Genomic DNA, 21,611 nt, shown 5'->3' with positions numbered 1-21,611 from the left:
GCAGCTGGAGCAACCCGAACGGCGGAGGTTTACCCCGGCCCAGCCGGGGTAAACGCCGTCGCTCGTGATCTCCGTCTCACCGCATCGGGTGGGCCACCCGGACGAGTGGCCCACCTCGGGTCAGCTGGCCCGGACCGCTCCGCAGTGCCACGGGATCCGCTGCGGCCGCACGCTTTCCAGCGTCGGGACGACCGGGGCGATCGTGCCGTCGCGGCGGAACGTCAGCTTGTCGATCGTCGTCTCGCGGTGGGTGCCGTCGCCGCCCGGGATGCCGAAGCGGTGGTACGCGAGGTACCAGTCGTCGGTGCCCGGGACCTGCAGCATCGAGCTGTGCCCGGTGCCGAGGACGCCCAGGTGCGCGTCCTTGCTCAGGATCAGGCCGCGGTTGGTGAACGGCCCGGTGGGGCTCGGCGCCGTGGCGTAGCCGACGCGGTAGTCCGGGCTGCGGGTGTCGTCGATGGACCAGCTGAGGTAGTACGTGCCCTTCCGCTCGACCATGAACAGGCCCTCGCGGAAGTCGTTCAGGCCGGTCAGGCGGGTGATCTTCGCCGGGTCGTAGGACACCATGTCGTCGTTCAGCGGGACGACGTAGGCGTTGCCGTTGCCCCAGTACAGGTACGGCTTTCCGGTGTGGTCGATGAACACCGCCGGGTCGATCGCCTGACCGCCGTCGGGGTTCGTCGCGATCAGCGGCTTGCCCGAGTCGACGAACGGGCCGGTCGGCGAGTCGCTGACCGCGACGCCGATCTTGGCCTCGGCGCAGAAGTAGAAGTAGTACTTCCCGTCCCGCTTCGCGATCGTCGGCGCCCAGGCGTTCTTGTCCGCCCAGCTGACGTCCTTGCCCAGGTCGAGGATGACCCCCTCGTCCTTCCAGTCGACGAGGTTCTTCGACGACCACGCCGAGAACTTCGTCCCGCTCCAGCCGTCGAAGCCGTCGGTCGTCGGGTACAGGTAGTACGTGTCGCCGAATGCGACGATGTTCGGGTCGGCGTGGTAGCCCGGCAGGACCGGGCTGCGCACCTCGTGCGCCTCGACCGTCCACACGCGACGGTCGCCGCCGGCGCCGGTCACGGTGAACTGCTTCGGCGAGCTGAGGTTGACGGCCTTCCCGTTGTCCGGCTTGATCGTCGCGCCCGGCGCCAGGCCGAACTTCGGCGCGAGCCGGCGCAGGTCGGTGCCCGGCTTGACCGGCAGCACGACCGTCCCGGCACCGGCGTCGATGACGGCCGGGGTCTTGAGCGCGTCGAGCTGCACCGACCGGATCGCGGTGCTGTTCGACGGGAGCGCGGCGACGTCGAGCCCGGACAGCGCCCGGTTGTAGAGCCGCACGTCCTTCATCTTGCCGGTCAGGGTCTTGTCGCCCGCGTACACCGAGCGGCCGAGGTAGTTCGCCGCCGTGACGCCGCCGCCGAGGTCCGACGGCTTGATCGTGGCGCTGGTGTTGCGGGCCACCTCGACGCCGTCCAGGTAGAGCACCTCGACGCCGTTGCCGACGGTGAGCGTCACGTTCTTCCACACCCCGCGCGGCAACCCGCCGGCTCCGGCCGCCTGCTCGGTGGTCCAGTTGCCGGTCGCGATGGCGCCGCGGAACCCGCCGCTCGCGGTGCCGCCGGTGGTGAAGAGGTAGCCGTTGCCGGTGCCGTCCTTCGCCGTGTTGCCCAGGCCCCACAGGAAGTACGGCGTCTGCTGGTTCGGATCGACCAGGACGTCGGCCGACACGGTGGCCGCGGCGGCCCCGGTGAGCAGGTTGTCCGGCAGCTGGACGTGCCCGTTCTTGCCGCCGAAGGCCAGCGCGCCGCCGGCCCAGGAGACGTCACCGGCGAGGGCGCCGTCGTAGCCGTGCCCGGTCGAGTCGGTCGCGACCGTGCCCGACTTCGCGTCGAGCGGCCAGTGCGCGACGAGCCCGTTCGAGTCGGCCTTCGCCGGCGCCGGGGGCGCGCTCAGCCGGTTCATCTCGGCCTGCGTGACCGGCAGGACCGTGCCGTGCCGCGGTGACGCGGGCAGGTGCGCGCCGGCCGACATCGTCCACTTGCCCGAGTTCAGGTCGGTGGTCTCGAAGGGGACGTAGCCGCGGCCGCCGAACTCGTCTATGAACAGGTACCACTTGTTCTCGGTGTTGGACTTGAACCCGGTCGGCCCTTCGCCCGCGGACAGGCCGGGGCTGGTCGCGGTGGCCTTGCCGATGCAGTCGGCGACGAAGCCGTAGCGCGGGTCGAGCAGGTCGGTGGCCTTCTCCTCGGTGATGAACTTGCTGCACGGCGTCGAGGAGGTGTTGTTGCGCTCGTCCTTGGTGAACCGGTAGTAGGTGTCCTGGTTCTTGATGACCGTCGAGTCGATCACCGAGTAGCCCGGGTCGATCCACACCTGCGGCGCACTGAAGGTGACGAAGTCGCGCGTGGTCGCGTACATCATCCGGTTGTAGCTGTCCCCGGTGTGGTTCGGGTCGTTCTCCGCGTACAGCTTCGAGGCCCAGTAGACGACGTACGTGCCGCGCTTGGCGTCCCAGAAGGCCTCCGGGGCCCAGGTGTTGCCCGCGGTCGGCGGGGACACCTGGACGCTGCGCTGGCGCGACCAGTGCGCCAGGTCGGTGGACTCCCAGACCATGATCGACCGGCTGCCGGTGCGCTGGGCGGCGTCCCAGCCGCGGCCGGCGTAGATGCGCAGGTCGGTGGCCAGCAGGTAGAACTTGTCGCCGTCGGGGGAGCGCAGGATGAACGGATCGCGCACGCCCAGTTCGCCGAGGCTCGACTTGAGCACCGGCTGGCCGTTGTTGAGCTCGGTCCAGTTCAGCGGGTCGTTGCCCTTGCTGAGGGCGGAGTAGATCTGCTCGCCGTTGGAGGTGCCTTCGCCGGTGAAGTAGAAGAAGCTGTAGCCGGCCAGGGGTTCCTGGGCCGGCTTGGGCACCACGGTCGCGGTGAACCGCCGGGTGGTGCTTTCGCGGCCGAGGCTGACCTTCGCGGTCAGTTCGACCTTCGCGGGGGCCGCGCCGGTCGGCGGGCGGGTGACCTCACCGGTCGGGGTGATCACCGACGGCGCGGACGACGTCCAGGCCACGCTCGTGCCGTCCGGGCCGCTCGCCGGCAGCGTGAGATTGCCGCGGACGTCGTCGATGCCGGGCACCGACAGCGTGCTCGCCGCGGCGCGGACGCCGGTGCCGGCGGACGGTGCGGCGCCGGCACCGGCGCCGCCGAGGGGGACGAGTGCGGCCGCGACGGCCAGCACGACGCCGAAACGGCGTGGGGAGAACAACTTCATCGTTGTCGGTTCCTTCGGGCACGTCGGGGACCTGCGCATGTTAACGTTAACATGCGGACGGGTACGCTGACTTTAGGTCGCGTACCTCCGGTGGTCAAGAGCCGGAAGGATGGGCCCGGTCCTGTGCGGGCCAGGAATTCCGTGATGTGCGCCGCGCGGGACGTCAGGCTTGCACCAATGGCAAGAAGACCTCGTCGACGATCTCGACGAGGACGTCATCGTCCACTGTGGTCAGTCCGTGTGTGAGGTATTCGTTGCGCAGCAGCACGAGTGCCGCGGTGGCGACGCGTGGGCGCCGGGCTTCCGGCCGGGCTTCGCCCCGGTGCACCGCCTGCTCGACGACGGTCAGCCAAGCGGCGGCGCCCCCCGCGGCGGCCTGTTCGTGGAGCTGCTCCCGGAGTTCGGGTTCTTCGCCCACGCCGGTGAGGAGGCCGCGGAGAGCTCGCGCGGCGGGCGAAGTCTGGCCGCAGTTGATCGCTCGCAGCAGGGTCAGCGCGTCTTCGCGGAGGTTGCCGGTGCCGGGCGGCTTGAGCGTGTCCCCGGCCAGGTGGCGGTAGGCGGCGACGCCGAGCGCGGCGCGGTTCGGCCAGCGGCGGTAGATCGCGTTCTTGTTGGTGCCGGCGCGCTGGGCGACCCGTTCCATGGTGAGGCCGGGGTAGCCGGCTTCGGCGAGTTCGGCCGCCGCCGCGCGCAGGATCGCCTCTTCCAGTTCGGTGCCCCGGCGCCGGGTCTTCGGTGTCGCCATGGAACCATCCTAGCCCTCTAAGGTACGGTACGGACCGTACCCTAAAGACCGGAGGAATCATGCGGGCCAAGGGCATCGGTTACGACACGGGATTCGAGCTCGGCGGGCGCGTCAACCGTCCGTTCGACCCGGACCTCGTGCGCCGCGAGCTGACGATCATCCGCGACGACCTGCACTGCACGGCGGTGCGGCTGATCGGCACCGACCTGGACCGGATCGAGTTCGCCGCCCGCGAGGCGGCCGCACTCGGGCTGGAGGTGTGGTTCTCGCCGTTCCCGTGCGACCGCGGCCCGGAAGAGCTCCTGGCCCTCTTCGCCGACGGAGCCGCGCGGGCCGAACGCCTCCGCGAGGCGGGCGCCGAGATCGTGTTCGTCACCGGCGCCGAGCTGAGCCTGTTCTGCCACGGCTTCCTGCCGGGCGGCAGCATCACCGAGCGGCTGGACAACGTCCTGGCGTCGCGGGAGCTCCTCGCCGGGCTGCCGGACCGGATCAACGCGTTCCTGGCCGATGCGGCCGAGGTGGTGCGGGCCCGGTTCGGCGGCCGCGTCACGTACGCCGCGATTCCCCTGGAACGCGTCGACTGGGCGCCCTTCGACATCGTCTCGGTGGACGCGCACCGTTCGAAGGAGGTCGAGCACCTCTACCGCGAGGGCGTCCGCAGCCTGGTCGCGGCGGGCAAGCCGGTGGCGATCACGGAGTTCGGCGTGACGCCCTACCGGGGCGCGGCGGAGCTGGGGGCCCGCTGCGGCGAAATCCTCGAGCACGAAGACGGCGTCCCGGTCCGGCTGAAGGGCGACTACGTCCGGGACGAAGGGGAGCAGGCCCGCTACCTCCGCGAGCTCGTGGAGATCTTCACGGCCGAAGGTGTCGACGCGGCGTTCGCCTGCACGTTCGTGTGCTACGGGCTGGTGCACCGGGCCGATCCCCGGACCGACCTGGACATGGCGAGCTGGGGCGTGGTGAAGGTGCTGGAGGAGGGATCGGGGACGACGTACCCGGGTGTCCCGTGGGAGCCGAAGGCGGCGTTCGGAGCGCTGGCCGGCTGCTACGCGGTCCGATGAATTCCGTCGCGGCAAAGACACACCGACGATGCCCGGAATCCCGCCCCCGCCGGACGGCCCCGCGTTCGCTCGCCACCCACCTGCTGCTCCGGAACCACACGGCGGCCCGCAAGTAGGTGCGCGTTCGCGCGAGTGGGGTGACACTGGCGGCATGACGGTCGTCGGCGGGCAGCGTGGTGCGTACCGCCCGCCGTCGACCGTGCCGACGGCGCTGCGCCGCGGTCCGGTGCTGGTCACGGCCGTCTTCGCGGCTCTCGGCGGCGCGGTGGTCCCGGCGGCCGCGCTGCCCGCGCTGTGGCGGGTCTGGCAGCTGTACGCGATGCTGTTCGGCGCGGTGGCCGCCGTCGGGATCATCGCCGCCGTCGCGGCGCTCGGGTGGCCGACGCGCAAGACGGCGCACTTCGGCGCGCTCGCGGCGGCCGGGGCGCTCGCGCTGTGGGTGGTCAGCCGTCCGCTGGGGCTGCTGACGCGGTTCGACCCCTGGCAGCCGGCGGACACGGTGGCCGGGTTCACCGACTACGTGGCCGCCGGGCTGCAGGTCGTCGCGGTGTTCGGCTTCCTCGTCGTGGCCCGGCGGCGGGCGCACCCGTGGCCGTCGGCGGCGCGGCGGGTGACGGCGTGGATCGTGCTGTTCCCCGTGCTGGTGGCGGTGCTCGCGACCGGCGTGGCGGGTGCCGTCGCGGCCGGTGACAGCAGCACCGGACCCGCCGCTTCGACGTTGCTCGACCCGGGTCCTGGCACGGTCGAGTACTGCCGTCCCGGCGGAGTTCCGCTGGCCATGGACATCCACCGGCAGCGGGCGGGCGGGCCGCCGGTCCCGGTGGTGCTCCTCCTGCACGGCGGCGGGCTGGTCCTGGGCAACCGCAAGCCGACCGGGCCCGGGGCGCTGCTCGCCGGCTCGCGGTGGGGCCCGCTGCGCGACGAGCTGACCGCCCGCGGGTTCGCGGTCGCCGTGATCGACTTCCGGCTCGCGCCCGCGGCGCCGTGGCCCGCCCCGCTCGCCGACGCCCGGTGCGCGGTCCGGTTCCTCAAGGCCAACGCGGCCGCGCTGGCCGTCGACCCGGCCCGGATCGCGGTGGCGGGCACCGGCACGGGCGGCACCCTGGCGTCGCTGCTCGGCGTCGCGCGTGGTCAGGACGCCGGCCAGTACCCGGGCCAGGACAGCACGGTCCGCGCGGTGGCGGCTTTGGCGGCTCCAGCGGGCTTCGACCTCGCCGGCCTGGATCCGCTCACCCGCGCGTCGGTGCTCATGGCGCTGGGCCGCTCGCCGTCGGCCCTGCGCGCCGCGAGCCCGCTGACCTACGCCGGCCCGGGCGCACCGCCGTTCCTGCTGGGCAACGGCGGCCGGAAGTCGGCCGAGTTCGCCGCCCGCCTGCGTGCGGCGGGGGTGCCGGTGACCGAGGGCCCGGTGTCCGAACGCGCGGTCGCGGACTTCTTCGCCGCGGCCGTGAATTGAGGCTTGCGCTGGAGCGCGCTCCAGGTCCTAGCGTGGGAGCACACCGACCACCTCAGGAGTGCATTTCATGGAACTCGGCTTCCACCTGCCCATTTTCGACATCGACGGCGGGACGACCGCCATCGCCGGTGAGCTCGCCCGCGTGGGTGCCGCGGCGGAGGAGGCGGGGGCGACCTGGTTGTCCTTCATGGACCACTACTTCCAGATCGAGCCCACCGGCCTGCCCGCCGAGTCGAACATGCTGGAGGGCTACACCACGCTCGGTTACCTCGCCGCGCACACGTCCCGGATCGACCTCGGCCTGCTCGTCACCGGGGTGACCTACCGGCACCCCGGGCTGCTGGCGAAGATCGTGACCACCCTCGACGTCCTCTCGGGCGGCCGGGCCGTCCTCGGCATCGGGGCCGCGTGGTTCGAGCGCGAGCACCGGGGGATGGGCGTGCCGTTCCCGCCGATCGCCGAGCGGTTCGAGAGGCTGGAGGAGACGCTGCGCGTCTGCGCGCAGATGTGGGACCCGGCGGACAACGGCCCGTTCGAGGGCAAGCACTACCGGCTGGCCGAAACACTGTGCTCGCCGCAGCCGATCAACCGGCCGAAGGTCCTCGTCGGCGGCGGCGGGGAGCGCAAGACGCTGCGGCTGGTCGCCCAGTACGGCGACGCGTGCAACCTTTTCGGTACGTCGCCGGAGGACGTCGCGCACAAGCTCGACGTGCTGCGCCGCCACTGCGACGACCTCGGCCGCGACTACGACGCGATCCGCAAGACGATCCTGGCCAACAACCCGCGTCCGGCACCGGAAACCCGCGACGACTTCGTCCGCGCGATGGCAGGCTACGCGAAACTCGGCGTGCAGACGGCGATCGTCACCCCGACCACGGGTTCGCCCGCCGCGTGGATCGAGGGCATGGCTCCGGCCGTGCCGCAGCTGGCCGAACTCTGACGTCCACAATGGACACCGGAGGAATTCTCCTTTCGGGTGAACCGCTTCGCCGTTTTGTCCGTGTGCCCTGGTGAGGTGGCGACCAGAGAGGAGGGGCATATGCCCCACGTGCGCACGACCGGACGACACCGCAAGCCCGCGACGATCGGGCTCGCCGCACTGGTGGGCGTAGCGGGCGCAACGGCGACGGCGATCGCGTTGACCAGCCCGGCGAGCAACGCGGCCACGGAGCGGTGCGGCGGTCTGGACACGGCGTTGCGGAACAACCTGACGTTCATCGCGAGCCAGCGCACCGCCCCGGACGCCCAGTCGGAAGCCCGCATGGCCAACCGCCAGGCGGTGGTCGACCAGATCGAGCAGCAACGCGAGGAAGCGGGCTGCGCCAACCAGGTGGCGGCGAACGAGGTGGCCGCCCAGTGCGCGGCGATCGTCGAGGCCGGGAACGCGGCCGAGGCTCGCGACGAGGCTGCCGACCAGGGTGAAGCCGGTGCCGCAAAGGCACAGCAGAAGGGCAAGGCGGCGGCGAACGAGGCCGACGAGAACGGCATGGCGGCCGAGGACGGCGCGGCCGACGAGAACGGCATGGCGGCCGAGGACGGCGCGGCCGACGAGAACGGCATCGCGGCGGAGAAGGGTGCGGCGGCCGAGAACGGCATGGCGGGCAAGAAGGGTGCGGCGGCCGAGAACGGTGCGGCCGGCAAGAAGGGTGCGGCCGAGAAGGGTGCGGCCGAGGAAAACGCGGCCGAGGAAAACGGCATGGCCGGTGAGGACGCGGCTGCTCAGGACGCCGCTGCCGTCCAGGCGTGCGAAGTGGTCGAGAAGTGCCTGGCCCAGGCCACCGGTGTGGCCGGCGAAAACGCCATGGCGAACGAGAACGGCAAGGCCGAGGAAAACGGCGAAGCCGCCCAAAAGGGCATGGCCGACCAGCAGGGCGCGGCCGACGAGAACGGCATGGCTGCGGAGAACGAGGCCGGCCAGGACGGGATGGCCGCGGAGAACGGCATGGGCGCCGCCGCCGACCGGAACGGCAAGGCCGGCAAGAACAACGCTGCCGCCGAGAACGGCATGGCCGACGAGAACGGCATGGCGGCCGAGAACGGGGCCGACGAGAACGGTGCCGGCGAGAACGGCAAGGCCGCCAAGAAGGAAGCCGCCGGTCAGAAGGACGCGGCGAAGCAGCACGGCATGGCCGGTGAGCAGCAAGGCGCGGCCAAGATCGTCCTCTCCGCGCAGGACTGCGCGGGCATCCTGGACTGCGTTGCCCAGGCCGTCGATCCCGCTGCCGCAGAGCAGCAGGGCATGGCCGCCGAAGAGAAGCAAAACGCGCAGGACCAGAAGGCCCAGGAGCAGAAGGCCGAGAACAAGGCCGAGAACAACGCCGACGCCGAGAACGCCGACGACAACGCCGGCGAAAAGGCCGAGGCGGCCGGCGCGGCCGCGGCCCAGTGCGTCGCCGCCGCGGTGGCCGAAGCCGGAAAGGCGCCCGCGGGACGTTGAGCAGCACCGGACCCGGACCGGCGGCCCCACGCCCCGGTCCGGGACCGGCCGCACCGGTGGCGCGGGGCCGGACCGACGGTGCACCCCATGGTGACCCGAACCGGTGACCGGCGGGAACTCCGGCCCGTCGCCGTTCGTTCTCCGGGCAGCGCGCAGTACCCTGGCGCCCGGAAACGACCGACGACAGCACGAGGCTTGAGTGACCACCGACCCGGCGGCCGAGGACCTGCGCGAGGCGGCCGACGAGCTCGCCGTTGCCGGGCAGCTCCCGCGGTTCCTCCTGATGTACAAGTTCGCCATCGAAGAGCTGATGACGAAACTGCGGATCCTCAGCGAGGAGTTCGACTTCGTCCACCGGCACGACCCGATCGAGCACATCACGAGCCGGGTCAAGCGGCCGGAGGCGATCAAGGAAAAGGTGCGTCGCCGTGGGCTGACCGGTGACTGGGTCTCCGCGGCCGCCGCGCTCGACGACATCGCCGGGATCCGGGTGGTGTGCCCGTTCGTCTCCGACGTCCACGAAGTCGCCCGGATGCTCACCGTGCAGGACGACGTCGAACTGCTGCGCACCAAGGACTACATCGCGAGCCCGAAGGCGAACGGCTACCGCAGCCTGCACCTCATCGTCCGGATCCCGGTCTTCCTGTCCGACCGGGTGGAAAAGGTCAAGGTGGAGGTGCAGCTGCGCACCATCGCCATGGACTTCTGGGCGGCGGTCGAGCACAAGCTTTCGTACAAGTACCCCGACAGCGTCCCGCCCGACTTCGCCGGCGAACTCGCGGCGGCGGCCAGGACGGCGGCCGACCTCGACAGCCGGATGGCCGCGCTGCACGAACGGATCCGCTAAGGCTCGCCGAGGGCGTCGAGCATGATCCGCAGCCCGAATTCGAACTCCGCTTCGTGGTCGCACACCGCCAGGTACGGCGCCGCCGCGGAAACGGCGGGCAGCCCGGAGCCTTCGAGGTCCGCGAGCCGGCGGGCGCTGCCGCCGAACGTCGGCGCGGCGTCGACCTCGCGCATCAACGTGCCGATGAGGAACGCCAGCACGGCCCGCAGCCCGTGCACCGCGCGCTCGGGCGGGAAGCCCGCGGCGAGCAGCGGGGCGAGCACCGCCTCCACCGGCGCCAGTGCCGTCACCGACGCGAGCCGGCGGGTGAGCACGAGCGGTGCCGCCCGCGGATGCCCGAGCATCGCGGCCCGGAACCCGTGCGCCAGCGCCGACATCGTGTCCCGCAGGCCCGCATCCGGGGGCGGCGCGGGGATCGCGGCGAGCAGGATCTCGGCGATCCCGTCCAGCAGCGCGTCCTTGCCGTCGACGTGGTTGTACAGGCTCATCGGGTCGACGTCGAGCCGCCGCGCAAGCTTGCGCATGCTGACGGCGGCCAAGCCCTCCTCGTCGACCAGGGTGAGCCCGGCGAGCAGGATCCGGTCGCGTGACAAGACGCTCTTGGGTGGCCGGCCACGCCGGGTGGTCACGGGACGAGCACCGCGGGCAGGTTCTCGTAACCCCGCAGGATGCGCGTCGACCGGCGGCGGCCCCCGGGCAGCACGCGCAAGCCGGGGAACCGGTCGAAGATCGTGCGCAGGCCGATTTCCCCCTCCATGCGCGCCAGCGACGCACCCAGGCAGTGGTGGCGGCCGGCGCCGAACGACACGTGGTCGCGCGCGCCGCTCCGGGTGACGTCGAAGACGGCCGGCTCGGCGAACACGCCGGGGTCGCGGTTGGCGCCCGCCAGCACGGTCGTGACCAGCGCCCCGCGCGGCAGCGGAACCCCGGCGACCTCGGTCGCGCGCGTCGACACGCGGCCGGTGAGCAGGACCGGCGGGTCGTACCGCAGCACCTCCTCGACGGCGTTGCCCCAGAGCTCCGGCCGTTCGCGCAGCACGGCGAGCTGCTCCGGATCACCCGCGAGCAGCGCGATGCCGCTGCCGAGCAGGTTGACCGTCGTCTCGAAACCCGCCGCCAGCACCAGGCCCGCGGTGGACTTCAGCTCCGTCTCGGTGAGGCCGACGCCGCCGTCACGGGCCGCGACGAGCTTGCTGAACAGGTCGTTGCCGGGGTTCCGGCGCAAGTGCTCGAGGTGCTCGCCGAGCCAGGTGTCGAACTCGGCCAGCGCCGTCTCGACGTGGCGGAACGTGCGCCAGCCGAGCCCGAGGTCGAGGCTGGGTGCCGCGGCCGCACCCAGTGAAAGCACTTTGCCGAGGTCCGACGGCGGCACGCCGAGGATCTCGCTGATGACCGTCACCGGCAGCAGCCCGCAGTAGGCCTCGACGAGGTCGAGCGGGGTGCCGGGGTCGAGCGCGTCGAGCAGGCCGTCCGCGATCTCCTGCACCCGGCCGCGCAGCTGCTCGACCGCGCGCACGGTGAACACGCCGGTGACCAGCTTGCGGTAGCGGGTGTGCTCGGGCGGGTTGACGGCCAGCAGCGACGGCGGCCGCACCGGGTGCAGGTGCTGGCCGGCCGACCACTCGACCAGCCGGCCGAGCGCCGAGCCGTCGGACCCGAGGACGCCGACGCGGAAGTCCTCGCTCGCGAGCACTTCCCGGACCGCGGCGTGCGTGGTGGTCATCCAGCCGAAGCGGGTGCGCGCGAGCGGGCCGGCGTCGCGGATCTCCTCGAACAGGCCGGTCAGGTCCCGGCCCTCGGCCGCGGCGACCACCATCCGTCCCTGCAGGTCACCGCGCCGGGCTTCGCGGCGCAGCACGGTCCGGGGGAGCGCGTGGCCGAGGCCCCAGCGGACGACGGGTTTCGTCCAGGCCAGTGCTGCGGTCATGGCGTCCCTTCCGGTCGGCGTGCCTACAGCGTAGGTTATCGCCCGGCAGAAGCTGGTGCTCGATCACTTCCGCACTACGAGGTGGTGGCGACGATGACCGCGTTCGCGGACCAGCACCACGAGCTGATCGCGCTGCTGCGCCACAGTGCCGACGCGGGCGACCCGGCCCGCGGCTGGTGGAGACCGTGGAGCCGGATCTCGCCTGATCACCGATCGTCCGCGGGTGCGCCCACCGGCGCCAGCAGCACGCCCAGCGCGACCAGCTCCGTCAGCGCCATCCCGCGTTCCACCAGGCCGAGCGGGATGAGCGTCCACCAGCGGCCGTCCTCCAGTGCCGCCACCACCACCGCGCCGACGATCACCGCGAACCAGCCCAGCGACCCGATGGCCAGCACGATCGCCAGCCACCGGCGGCCCGGTGACGACGGGAACGCCGTGCGCGCCGCGACCAGGACCGCCAGCGGCAGGGCCACGAACGCCACCACGCTCGCGATGCGGTGCAGCGTGCCGCCGAAGTCCGCGCGGGAGACCGTCGCCCAGTCCGGCTTGGGGAACGCCACGATGACCAGCAGCCCGACTGTCCACAGTGTCCCGAGGATGGCCGCGGGCACCGGCAGCCGACGCTGGCGGTGCAGGACCAGCAGGCCGGCCGCCGAGCCGAGGGCGACCAGGAGCACCGCGGTGTCGAAGACCCACTTGTGGTCGGACAAGCCGTATTCACTGATCGTGCGGCGGGTGACGCTGATCTGGTCGGTCGGCGGGATGACCTGCAGCAACAGCACCAGGCCGGCGCCGATCACCAAGGCCGCGATGCCCGTCAGCGAGACCGCGACCGACACCCGTCGCGCAGGGAACGTGACCATGGACCGACAGTAGCCGACCGGTGGTTGAACTCCCCGTGAAAATCCGGTTGAACGCTGTCCGACTTACGGCGGTGTCCGCGGCCGGATTTCCTCCATTATGGTCCTCCGCTACCGGTACGTCCGTGCGTGCCGGCCTGTCAAGGAGGTCGCTTCCTGTGGGGAATTCACCAAGACGGCTGGTGATGCTGGCTTCGGCCGTCGCACTGGCCGGAGCGTTCGTCGCGTTGCCTTCGGGCACGGCGGGCGCGGCGCAGAACATCCTGCGCGCCGACAAGCCGGTGGCCCGCTCGTGCTTCGCGAAAGTGCTGCCCAAGGGCACCGCGGGCACCGATCGCCGCGAACTGACGTCCACCGTGGACGGCCTCGTCCAGGCGCGGCTCAAGCCGGCGCAGGGTGCGGCGGGCGACTGGGACGTCGCCGTGTTCGACAAGACCACCGGCGCCGTGGTCGCCGCCTCGACGGCGTTGCGCAGCTACGAACTCGCCGAAAGCTTCGTGAAGAAGGGGCAGGAGCTCGTCGTCCAGGGCTGCCGGTACGGCGGCTCGGCCGGCCAGGCCCAGCTCGGTGTCGACTTCCTGGCGCTGACGCCGCAGGGCACGCCGACCGGCGCCGCGCCGGCGACCCAGCGCGCGGAGCTCGTCCGCGTCGAGACGCCCACGCGCGCCGACAAGAAGAAGCTGACCGCCCTCGGCCTCGACGTCACGGAGAAGGGTGACGCGACCGGGGTCGAGGTCGTCCTCGCCGGCGACGCCGACCGCAAAACGCTGAAGGACAGCGGCTTCAAGTCGAAGGTCATCGAGGCGGACCTGTCGGCCAAGTCCGTCCAGGACGCGAAGACCGACCGCCAGTACGCCGCCCAGACCGCCGCTTCGGCGCTGCCGTCCGGGCGCACCGGTTACCGGCACCTCTACGAGTACAACTTCGAGCTGAAGGAGCTGGCCCGCAAGAACCCTGGCCTGGTCTCGGTCTTCACACTGCCGGAGCCGACGTGGGAAGGCCGTGACGTCGTCGGCGTCGAGATCGCCACCGACGTCAAGAACGTGACCGACGGCAAGCCGGTGAACTTCACCATGGGCGTGCACCACGCCCGCGAGTGGCCGGCGGGTGAGCACGTCATCGAGTGGGCGTACGAGCTGGTCAACGGCTACTCGCGCGACGCGTCCATCCGCGGGCTGGTGAGCAAGACGCGCAACATCGTCGTGCCGATCATCAACCCGGACGGCTTCGAGATCTCCCGCGAGGCCGAGCCCAAGGGCGACTTCACCCGGTTCGACTACGAGATGAAGCGCAAGAACTGCAACGTCAACGACTCGCCGCCGCAGTTCGCGACCGGCGTGTGCAAGGCGAACCCGGGCGGGCGCGTCCGGGGCACCGACCCCAACCGCAACTACGGGGGCTTCTGGGGCGGCGCCGGTGCCGAGCTGACCTGGAGCGGCGACACCTACCGCGGGTCCGCGCCGTTCAGCGAGCCCGAGGTGCGCAACGTGCGCTCGATCGTGTCCTCGCGCCAGGTGACCAACCTGATCACGATGCACACCGTCGCGGCGCTGGTGCTGCGCCCGCCGGGCGTGGCCGACGTCCGCCCGCCGCTGGAGGAGCCGCAGTACAAGGCCCTCGGCGACAAGCTGGCCTCGCGCAACGGCTACACCAGCGAGCCGAGCTGGGCGCTCTACGACACCACCGGCACGACCGAGGACTGGTCGTACTGGGCCACCGGCGGCTGGGGCTTCACCATCGAGGTCGGCGGCAACGGCTTCCACGGGCCCTACGCCGACAGCGTCGTGGCCGAGTACGCGGGCCTGGCCCCGTCGACCGGCGCCGGCAAGGGCGGCAACCGCCAGGCGTTCCTGGACATGCTCGGCAACGCGGCCGACCCGCAGCAGCACTCGACGCTGATCGGCTCGGCGCCGAAGAACTACCAGCTCAAGCTGCACAAGACGTTCCAGACGCCGACGTCGCCGGTGATCCAGGCCGACGGCACCACCAAGCCGCCGATCTACATCACCGACGACCTGACCTCGAAGTTCACCGCCACCGGCGGGCGCTTCGCCTGGTCGGTCAACCCGTCGACGCGGCCGTACGTGGCCGGTCGGTACGGGCGCGACCCGCAGGGCCCCGCGCAGCAGGGCTTCGCGGTCACCAACCCGGCGGGCGTGCCGCCGATCAACCAGAACTACCCGGCCGACCCCGCGGGTGACTCGTTCACCTTCCACGTCGACGGCCTGCCGAAGGTCGACAACGGGAAGTTCAGCGTCAACATCAACTGGGCGAGCACCTCGACCGACTGGGACCTGTACATCTACGACTCGGCGGGCAACCTGGTCAGCTCGTCGGCCAACGGCGGCACGACGGCCGAACACGCCGTGCTGTTCGACCCGCCGGCCGGCGACTACAAGGCCGTGGTGGTCAACTACGACCAGGCGAACCCGGATGCGGTCGACGACTGGACCGGCGACGTGTCGTTCTCGTCGCCGATCCCGCCGACCTACGGGACGAAGGAGGCCTACCAGCTGACCTGCTCGTCGCCGAACGGCAAGCTCGTCGGCGTGGCCGACGTCTTCGTCGACCGCGGCCAGACGGTCGACGTCGGCGAGGTCTGCACCCGCTCCGCGCACGCGCAGAAGCAGCGCGCTTCGGGCGGCGTCCGGTAGTTCCCGCGTAATCCGTGAAGGCCTCCTCGCTCGCGCGGGGAGGCCTTCACGGCGTGGTGGCGAGGATGACGCCGAGGACGACGAGAATCGTGCCCACGACGCGGTTGAGGGCCGGTTCGGCGCGGGTGTACCAGCGTTGGGTGGCGGGGGAGGAGAACAGCACGGCCACGCTCAGGTGCCAGGCGGCCGAGGCGGCGACGATCAGCGCGACGGCGGCGGCCTTGACGGCGGTGGGTTCGGTGGGCGGGAGGGCCGCGGTGAGGACGCTGCCGAAGAACGCGGCGGCCTTGGGGTTGGTCAGGTTGCTGAGGACCCCGCGGCCGAACGCGCTGCCGTGCGGGGCTGCCACACCGTCCCGGCCCGGCGGCTCCACGGATTTGGGGGCCCGCCACCACAGCCGCACCCCCAGCCAGGCCAGATAACCGCCGCAGGCGACGCGCAACGCCGTCGCCAGCCACGGCGTGCGGGCGAGCACGCCACCCAGCCCGAAGACGGCCACCGCGGCCAGCAGCCCGCCCGCGGCGACGACCCCGAGCGCGAGCGCGATCGCGGTCCGCCGCGTCCCGGTGGCCGCCGTGTGGGCGATGAGGACGAAGTTGGGGCCGGGCGTGACCGCGGCCGGGAGGTAGGCGAGCAGGACGGTGCCGAGGGTCGCGGCGGGGCTCACGGCGCCGAGTCGAGGCGGACCGGACTCCCGCGCCGGCGAGCGCCCCAAGGTGGCCTTGGGTGCGTTGGGCGCACCGAAGGCCACCTTGGGTGCGTTGAGCGCACCGAAGGCCACCTTGGGTGCGTTGAGCGCACCGAAGGCCACCTTGGGTGCGTTGAGCGCACCGAAGGCCACATTGGGGCGCTCGGGACCGGGCTCATGCCGCCCGGCCGCCGCCGACCACCTGGTCGCGCAGCGTTCGCAGGATCTCGTGGTCCACTGTGGACGGATCCGCCGCCAGCCACTCGCCGATCTCGTGCAGGAACTCCTCCGGCGTCATCGGGGCGACCGGCAGGTCACCCGGGTCGGCCGTCGTCAGGTCGCCGCTGCGGCTCGGGTACACGATCATCGCGCCCCGCAACGCCACGCCCGGCAGCAGGCCGCGGTAGGCCGCCAGGCTCTCGGTGAGCCGGCTGCCGCCGCCGCGGAACGGGCGGCCGTTGCGCAGCAGCCTGCCGTCCTCCGCCGTCTCGTAGTGGCCCGGCAGCCACAGCTTGGACTCGATGAGCACCAGCCGCTTGCCGCACAGCACCGCGTGGTCGACGTCGGCGAACACCGAGCCCGGCCAGGCGAGCCCGTGGAAGATGCGGGCGCCCGGCAGCCGGGTCAGGTAGCCCTCGAGCAGGTCGGCGGTGAGCCGCTCGGCCAGCTCGTCGCGCTCGATGCCGGGCGCGCCGAACACCGTGCGGCCGCCGAACTCCTCGGCGTACGCCTCGCGCGCCTTCGCGGCCCGCAGGTACCCGCGCGCCAGCCGCTGGACCAGCAGCGCCGTGCCCGCCGTCAGCAGCAGCCAGACGACGAGCATCGGCGGCGAGAACCCGGCCCCGGTGACCAGCGGCAGCAGCACGAGCACCATCCCGGCCACCGCGGCGACCACCGGCGTGTGCCCCGGCCCGCGGCGGCGGCCGTGCCGCATCCGGGTGTCCTCGCCGGCGAAGTGCCACCAGCTCAGGTCCTCGGCGTCCAGCTCGGGCAGGTCGGGGACGAAGCCGGGCTCGTCGCCGAAGCGCCGCCGGGGACGCGGCCGGACCGGCACCGGCACCACGGTCGCGCCGCCGGAGTCGTAGCGCGCGCGGGCCACCGGATCGCCGAGGACGTCGTAGGCCTCGCGCAGCAGCCGGAACGTGCCGACCGTGCCGCCGCCGTCCGGGTGCATGGTCTTGGCCAGCCGGCGATAGGCCGTCTTGACGTCGGCCGCCGTGGCGTCGCGGCGGAGGCCGAGCACCTCGTAGTAGTCGACGTCGGGCACGCGGTCACCTCCGATGGCTGCGCGAAGACTTTATGGGGTCCGGTCGCGGGCGCTGTCACCGCCTCGGGGGCGCGCCAGGGTGATGGTCCTCGGCGCAGGTCAGGGCGGGTGTGGAGCTTTTGCCGCCGGGGGCGGGGATTCGGACGCTGCGACCGGGTGACGGCGTCCCGTGGCTCGTTCGCCGGGTCCCGCGGTGTCCACTGAGGACAGTGTGTCACCCGGAAGTGTTGCTGTGCGGAAGAAAGACGAGGTTGCGGTGACGGTTCGTAGTCGCACTCCACCCGAACGGCCGTGAACATGTGTTCGAATCCTCGGCTACGCTAGAGCCGTGTCCTCGACCTCCCCCAGACGTGACGGGCCCACCGCCACCCCACCTCGGCAGCGGGCCCGTCACCCCCGTCCTGGATCTTCTGGCAGATGGCGGACTTCGCGGGGCATCTCCGTCCGGAGCACTGGGCGGCCACGTCGGTCTGACACGGGTCACCCCGTCGTGGGCGCGCGGGAACACGGCTTCGCCGTCGGTCGCCCACTAGCTTTTCGATCATGGTCGAGACGCCCGAACCCCCACCCACCACGGCCGATCCGCGCGCGCTGCTGCTGGGCTACCTCGACCACAACGCCACCGCCGTCCTGCGCAAGCTCGAGGGCCTCTCCGAAACTCAGTTGCGCCGGAGCGTGCTGCCGTCGGGCTGGACGCCGCTGGGCATGGTCAAGCACCTCGCCTGCACCGAACGCTTCTGGATCCGGTACCTGTTCGCCGGTGAGGACGTCGACTTCTCGTGGCCCGGCACCGCCGAGCAGGAGTGGTTCGTCGCGCCGGCGGAACCCTCGGCGGACATCACGGCCTTCTTCCTGGCGGAGCGCGAAAACTGCGCCCGGCTCGCCGCGGTCACCCCGCTGGCGGCCCGGGCCGTCCGCACCACCCGCCGCGGCGGCGCCGAAGAGCACCCCACGTTCGCCTGGATCCTCTGCCACCTGGTGCAGAGCTTCGCCCGGCACGCCGGGCACCTGGACGTCGGCCGCGAGCTGATCGACGGGGTGACCGGCAAGTGAGGCCCTCAGGCGGGCGGGGCGACCGTGGCGTCCTGGTTCGCGCGGTGCAGCGCGTCGGCGACGAACCCGCTCGCCTTCAGCTCCTCGACCAGCTCGTGCAGGAACGCGACCGTCTCCGGGCGACGGTCCGGGGTGGTGCAGACCGCCTGCCGGATCTCCATGAAGCGCCCCGGGAGCACCCGCGTCCCCGGGTGGGCGGCGGCGTAGGCCGTCACCGGCTGGCGGATCCCGGCGGCGGCCTCCAAGCCCTCGGCCTCGAACGCCGTGACGCCGTCCTCGCCGCGCACGATCGCGGCGTGCCGGAGGGTCCGGGTCAGGTACAGGTCGTACGCGGACCCCTCCTTGACCCCGATCCGGACGTCCGGCCGGTCGACGTCGGCCGGCGTGGCGAGCGGCGAGCCGTCGGCGACCAGGTACACGCCTTCGATGAGGACGTACGGCGCCGTGAACGCCACCTCGGCCGCGCGAGCCGGCTCGATCGCCAGGAAGCCCAGGTCGGCCGCGCCCGAGGTCAGCGCCTCGAACGACTTGCGGGCCGCGTCGAAGCAGCGGAACCCCACCGGGACGCCGAGCCGCTCGGCCACTTCGCGTGCGAGGTCGACCGTGATCCCGCCCGGTTCCGCCGGCGTGCCGTGCGCGAGCACGGGATTGCCGAGGTTGACGGCGGCGCGCAGGGTGCCGGTGGGTGCGAGGTCGCGGGCGACGGCGGAAAGCTCTCCCATGACCGGCGAGGCTATCGGCGGGACTGGGCGGGCGCCCCGCGATTGTCGCTCACGCCACCGGCGGCTCGTCCGCGGTGGTCAGGGCGAACACCGTCTCCTGGTGGTAGACCTCGCCGGGCCGCAGCACCGTGCTGGGGAACTCCGGGCGGTTGGGGGAGTCCGGGAAGTGCTGGGCCTCCAGCGCAAAGCCGGCCCCGCGGTGGTACGGGCGGCCGCCGGTGCCGGTCAGGTCCGCGGTGAGGTAGTTGCCCGAGTAGAACTGCAGGCCCGGCTCGGTCGTCCACATGGTGAGCAGGCGGCCGGACGCCGGGTCCCACGCCCGTGCGGCGAACGGCGCGCCGTCGTCGAGCACCCAGTTGTGGTCGTAGCCCTGGCCGATCACCAGCTGGGGGTCGGGTTCGCCGACGCGGGCGCCGATCGGCGCACCCCGGCGGAAGTCGAACGGCGTGCCCTCGACCGGCACCGGGTCACCGGCCGGGATCAGGTCGTCGCCGGTCGGGCAGAACCGGCTCGCGGCGATCTCCAGCCGGTGCTCGTGGACGTCACCCGTCCCTTCGCCGGCCAGGTTCCAGTAGGTGTGGTTGGTCAGGTTGACGACGGTCGGCGCGTCGGTGGTCGCGCGGTAGGTGATGCGCAGCCGGTCGCGCGCGTCGACGCGGTAAGTCACCTCGGTGGTGAGCCGGCCGGGGTAGCCCTGGTCGCCGTCCGGGCTGACCAGCGTGAGCCGCAGCGCGACGCCGTCGCCGTCCCGGAGTTCGGTTGCCGCCCAGACCCGCGTGTCGAACCCGGCGGGGCCGCCGTGCAGGCTGTTCTTGCCGTTGTTCAGCGGCACCCGGTACTGGACGCCGTCGAGGGTGAACGTGCCGCCGGCGATCCGGTTGGCGAACCGGCCGATCACCGCGCCCAGGAACACCCGGTCCGCCCCGGGCCGGTTGTTGGCGACGTAGGAGCCGAGGTCCGCGAAGCCGAGGACGACGTTGCCGGGCCGGCCGTCGCGGTCCGGCGCTTCCAGCGACTGGATGACGCCGCCGTAGTCGAGCACGCGCACGACCGGCCCGCCGGGCCGGCCCAGCGTGTACCGGTGGACGTCGCTGCCGCCGGCCTGGCCGAACAACTCGCGGGTGAGCTCGGGTGCGGTCATCGGTGCTTCCTCCCACCGGCTGTTAGCGCTAACAGCCTCGAAAGACCATAGCCGACCGCGCTGCCGCTGTCAGCCGGGTCGCGACACCGGCGGCAGGAGGCGGCCGGTCAGCGTTCGCCGGTCGGTGGCTGGGTGCCCAGCAGCCGGTGGGCACCCAGCGCCATCTGGATCTCCAGGCGCTTCGCCGGGTCCGCCAGCCGGTCGCCGAACAGCTCGCTCAGCTGGCTCACGCGGTAGCGGACCGTCTGCGGGTGGACCCGCAGGGCCTTGGCGATCTCCGGCGTGTTCCCGTTGTGCTCCAGCCAGCTCAGCAACGTCTCGGCCAGCCGGGTCCGCTGCTTCACCGTCAGGCCCGCGAACGGCGCCAGTGCCTTCGCCGACAGCTCGTCCAGCAGGAAGCGGTCGATCAGCAGCCAGTGCGTCGCCAGGTGGTCGGCCGTGTGCGTGACCGGGCCGTCGCCGGCCAGGCCGCGGCGGGCCAGGTCGAGGGTGCGGCGGGCCCACAGCAGCGACGTCGCCGCCTCCGCCGGGCGGACCCGGGGGCCGACCGCCGCGCGCCAGCCCGGCAGGCGGCCTTCGAGTCCCCGGAGGTCGCGGTCGGGGTTCGGGGTCAGCAGGCACGGCTCTGGGCCGTCGAGGTCCACCAGCACGTCGCCGGCCAGCTGGGGGGACGGCGGCGGGTGCTGCTCGGTCCGCGGGTCGAGCGCGACGACCGTGACCCGCTCCGGCATCGCCCACTGCGCCGCCTTGGCCATCGTCGCCAGCGTGGCCGGGGACGACGGCGGGGTGGCCAGCAGCAGTTCGAGCAGCCGGCGCCGCCGTCGTTCGACCGTGCCGGTCGCCATCGCCTGTGCCAAGGTGTACCCCTCGACCGAGTACGAGGAAATCTCTTCCACGTATGCGAAAATGGCTTCCGCGCCGACGCACAGCACGGCCGCCGGGAAACGGTGGGCCTGCCCCAGTTCGGCCACGTAGCGCCACGCCGCCCGCCCACCCGCGCGGTAGGCGGCCTGCAGGGAATTGAGGCTGCCGCCGTCGTGGTGCACGCGCTTGCCGACCTCCACGAACAGCTTCGCCCAATTGTCCTGGGTGGACGCCAGGTCTTCGATGCTGTCGATGCAGCTGAGCACCGCCTGCTCGATCGCGAGCACGATCATCTTGCCGAATTCGCCTTCGAGGGGCTTGGCGTACTCGGGGACCGCCCGCTGGACCTCCTCGAGGATCCGCCGGGCGAGCGGGTCGGCGTGCGGCCGGAACCGCCGCGCCAGTTCCGTCGGCAGCGAGCACCACAGCTGCCGCGCCCGGCCGGTGCCCCGCGGGTGCGGGATCGTCGCCTGCGTGATCGTCCGGGTCATGGCTCACACCCCTTGCCGCGCCTCGTGAAGGGTTCGCACCGTCGTCGGCGCGGAGGTCATGTACTCACACGGGATCGGACTTGGCAACCGCCGTTCCTGCGCCCGGAGCGGGTTCTGTCACGCCGGGGTCAACGGCCGCACCG

Annotated in this window: 17 protein-coding genes; 7 read left to right on the top strand and 10 right to left on the bottom strand. The window is 72.3% G+C overall.

The annotated features are described in order from the left end of the window. Window positions 1-120: 120 nt before the first annotated feature. On the bottom strand, window positions 121-3,255 hold the full coding sequence (locus ACLJQE_RS11280) for a family 43 glycosylhydrolase (protein ID WP_410639094.1): 3,135 nt from the start codon (window positions 3,253-3,255) through the stop codon (window positions 121-123). Between the two features lie 163 nt (window positions 3,256-3,418). Then, entirely contained in the window at window positions 3,419-4,000 is a 582-nt protein-coding gene (locus ACLJQE_RS11275) for a TetR/AcrR family transcriptional regulator (RefSeq protein ID WP_410639093.1), read from the bottom strand. A gap of 59 nt (window positions 4,001-4,059) precedes the next feature. Between ACLJQE_RS11275 and ACLJQE_RS11270 the strand changes: the two genes are divergently transcribed. The 5 genes from ACLJQE_RS11270 to ACLJQE_RS11250 all read left to right on the top strand — a co-directional run bounded on the left by ACLJQE_RS11270 (window position 4,060) and on the right by ACLJQE_RS11250 (window position 9,801). Next, the gene (locus tag ACLJQE_RS11270; protein WP_410639092.1) at window positions 4,060-5,061 is read left to right on the top strand and encodes a hypothetical protein; all 1,002 of its coding nucleotides are present in this window, start codon (window positions 4,060-4,062) and stop codon (window positions 5,059-5,061) included. A 151-nt stretch (window positions 5,062-5,212) separates the two neighbouring features. After that, window positions 5,213-6,517, top strand: coding sequence for an alpha/beta hydrolase fold domain-containing protein (locus tag ACLJQE_RS11265; RefSeq protein WP_410639091.1), 1,305 nt, complete (start codon window positions 5,213-5,215; stop codon window positions 6,515-6,517). A 67-nt stretch (window positions 6,518-6,584) separates the two neighbouring features. After that, complete coding sequence (locus tag ACLJQE_RS11260) at window positions 6,585-7,457, top strand: LLM class F420-dependent oxidoreductase (protein WP_410639090.1); 873 nt, start codon at window positions 6,585-6,587, stop codon at window positions 7,455-7,457. Window positions 7,458-7,556: 99 nt separating this feature from the next. Next, window positions 7,557-8,954: a hypothetical protein gene (locus ACLJQE_RS11255; RefSeq protein WP_410639089.1), complete on the top strand. Its 1,398-nt coding sequence runs from the start codon at window positions 7,557-7,559 to the stop codon at window positions 8,952-8,954. Window positions 8,955-9,153: 199 nt separating this feature from the next. Then, the gene (locus tag ACLJQE_RS11250; RefSeq protein ID WP_410639088.1) at window positions 9,154-9,801 is read left to right on the top strand and encodes a GTP pyrophosphokinase family protein; all 648 of its coding nucleotides are present in this window, start codon (window positions 9,154-9,156) and stop codon (window positions 9,799-9,801) included. Here ACLJQE_RS11250 and ACLJQE_RS11245 read toward each other — a convergent pair. From ACLJQE_RS11245 to ACLJQE_RS11235, 3 genes are all read right to left on the bottom strand, one after another. Then, window positions 9,798-10,430 carry a TetR/AcrR family transcriptional regulator C-terminal domain-containing protein gene (locus ACLJQE_RS11245; RefSeq protein ID WP_410639087.1) on the bottom strand — a complete coding sequence of 211 codons (633 nt, stop codon included), beginning with the start codon at window positions 10,428-10,430 and terminating at the stop codon, window positions 9,798-9,800. The genes ACLJQE_RS11250 and ACLJQE_RS11245 overlap by 4 nt on opposite strands. Continuing rightward, on the bottom strand, window positions 10,427-11,728 hold the full coding sequence (locus tag ACLJQE_RS11240; protein ID WP_410639086.1) for a cytochrome P450: 1,302 nt from the start codon (window positions 11,726-11,728) through the stop codon (window positions 10,427-10,429). The genes ACLJQE_RS11245 and ACLJQE_RS11240 overlap by 4 nt, the downstream gene beginning before the upstream one ends. A 206-nt stretch (window positions 11,729-11,934) precedes the next feature. Then, on the bottom strand, window positions 11,935-12,591 hold the full coding sequence (locus tag ACLJQE_RS11235) for a DUF998 domain-containing protein (protein WP_410639085.1): 657 nt from the start codon (window positions 12,589-12,591) through the stop codon (window positions 11,935-11,937). A gap of 182 nt (window positions 12,592-12,773) precedes the next feature. Here ACLJQE_RS11235 and ACLJQE_RS11230 point away from each other — a divergent pair, with 182 nt between their 5' ends. Next, window positions 12,774-15,242 carry a M14 family zinc carboxypeptidase gene (locus ACLJQE_RS11230; RefSeq protein WP_410639182.1) on the top strand — a complete coding sequence of 823 codons (2,469 nt, stop codon included), beginning with the start codon at window positions 12,774-12,776 and terminating at the stop codon, window positions 15,240-15,242. A gap of 46 nt (window positions 15,243-15,288) precedes the next feature. Here ACLJQE_RS11230 and ACLJQE_RS11225 read toward each other — a convergent pair whose 3' ends face one another. Next, on the bottom strand, window positions 15,289-16,083 hold the full coding sequence (locus tag ACLJQE_RS11225; RefSeq protein WP_410639084.1) for a LysE family translocator: 795 nt from the start codon (window positions 16,081-16,083) through the stop codon (window positions 15,289-15,291). A 22-nt stretch (window positions 16,084-16,105) separates the two neighbouring features. After that, the gene (locus tag ACLJQE_RS11220; RefSeq protein ID WP_410639083.1) at window positions 16,106-17,197 is read right to left on the bottom strand and encodes a J domain-containing protein; all 1,092 of its coding nucleotides are present in this window, start codon (window positions 17,195-17,197) and stop codon (window positions 16,106-16,108) included. A 543-nt stretch (window positions 17,198-17,740) separates the two neighbouring features. On the opposite strand from ACLJQE_RS11220, the gene ACLJQE_RS11215 reads away from it, so the two are divergent. Beyond that, entirely contained in the window at window positions 17,741-18,250 is a 510-nt protein-coding gene (locus ACLJQE_RS11215) for a DinB family protein (RefSeq protein WP_410639082.1), read from the top strand. A 5-nt stretch (window positions 18,251-18,255) separates the two neighbouring features. Here the strand turns inward: ACLJQE_RS11215 and ACLJQE_RS11210 are convergent, their stop codons facing one another. The 3 genes from ACLJQE_RS11210 to ACLJQE_RS11200 all read right to left on the bottom strand — a co-directional run bounded on the left by ACLJQE_RS11210 (window position 18,256) and on the right by ACLJQE_RS11200 (window position 21,468). After that, complete coding sequence (locus ACLJQE_RS11210) at window positions 18,256-18,972, bottom strand: transporter substrate-binding domain-containing protein (RefSeq protein WP_410639081.1); 717 nt, start codon at window positions 18,970-18,972, stop codon at window positions 18,256-18,258. Window positions 18,973-19,021: 49 nt separating this feature from the next. Beyond that, on the bottom strand, window positions 19,022-20,113 hold the full coding sequence (locus tag ACLJQE_RS11205; RefSeq protein ID WP_410639080.1) for an aldose epimerase family protein: 1,092 nt from the start codon (window positions 20,111-20,113) through the stop codon (window positions 19,022-19,024). Between the two features lie 107 nt (window positions 20,114-20,220). After that, complete coding sequence (locus ACLJQE_RS11200) at window positions 20,221-21,468, bottom strand: helix-turn-helix domain-containing protein (protein WP_410639079.1); 1,248 nt, start codon at window positions 21,466-21,468, stop codon at window positions 20,221-20,223. Between the last annotated feature and the right edge of the window lie 143 nt (window positions 21,469-21,611).

It is taken from the genome of Amycolatopsis sp. lyj-346 (assembly GCF_046548975.1).
Classification (GTDB): domain Bacteria; phylum Actinomycetota; class Actinomycetes; order Mycobacteriales; family Pseudonocardiaceae; genus Amycolatopsis.
This window is presented reverse-complemented; position numbering and strand designations above follow the sequence as displayed.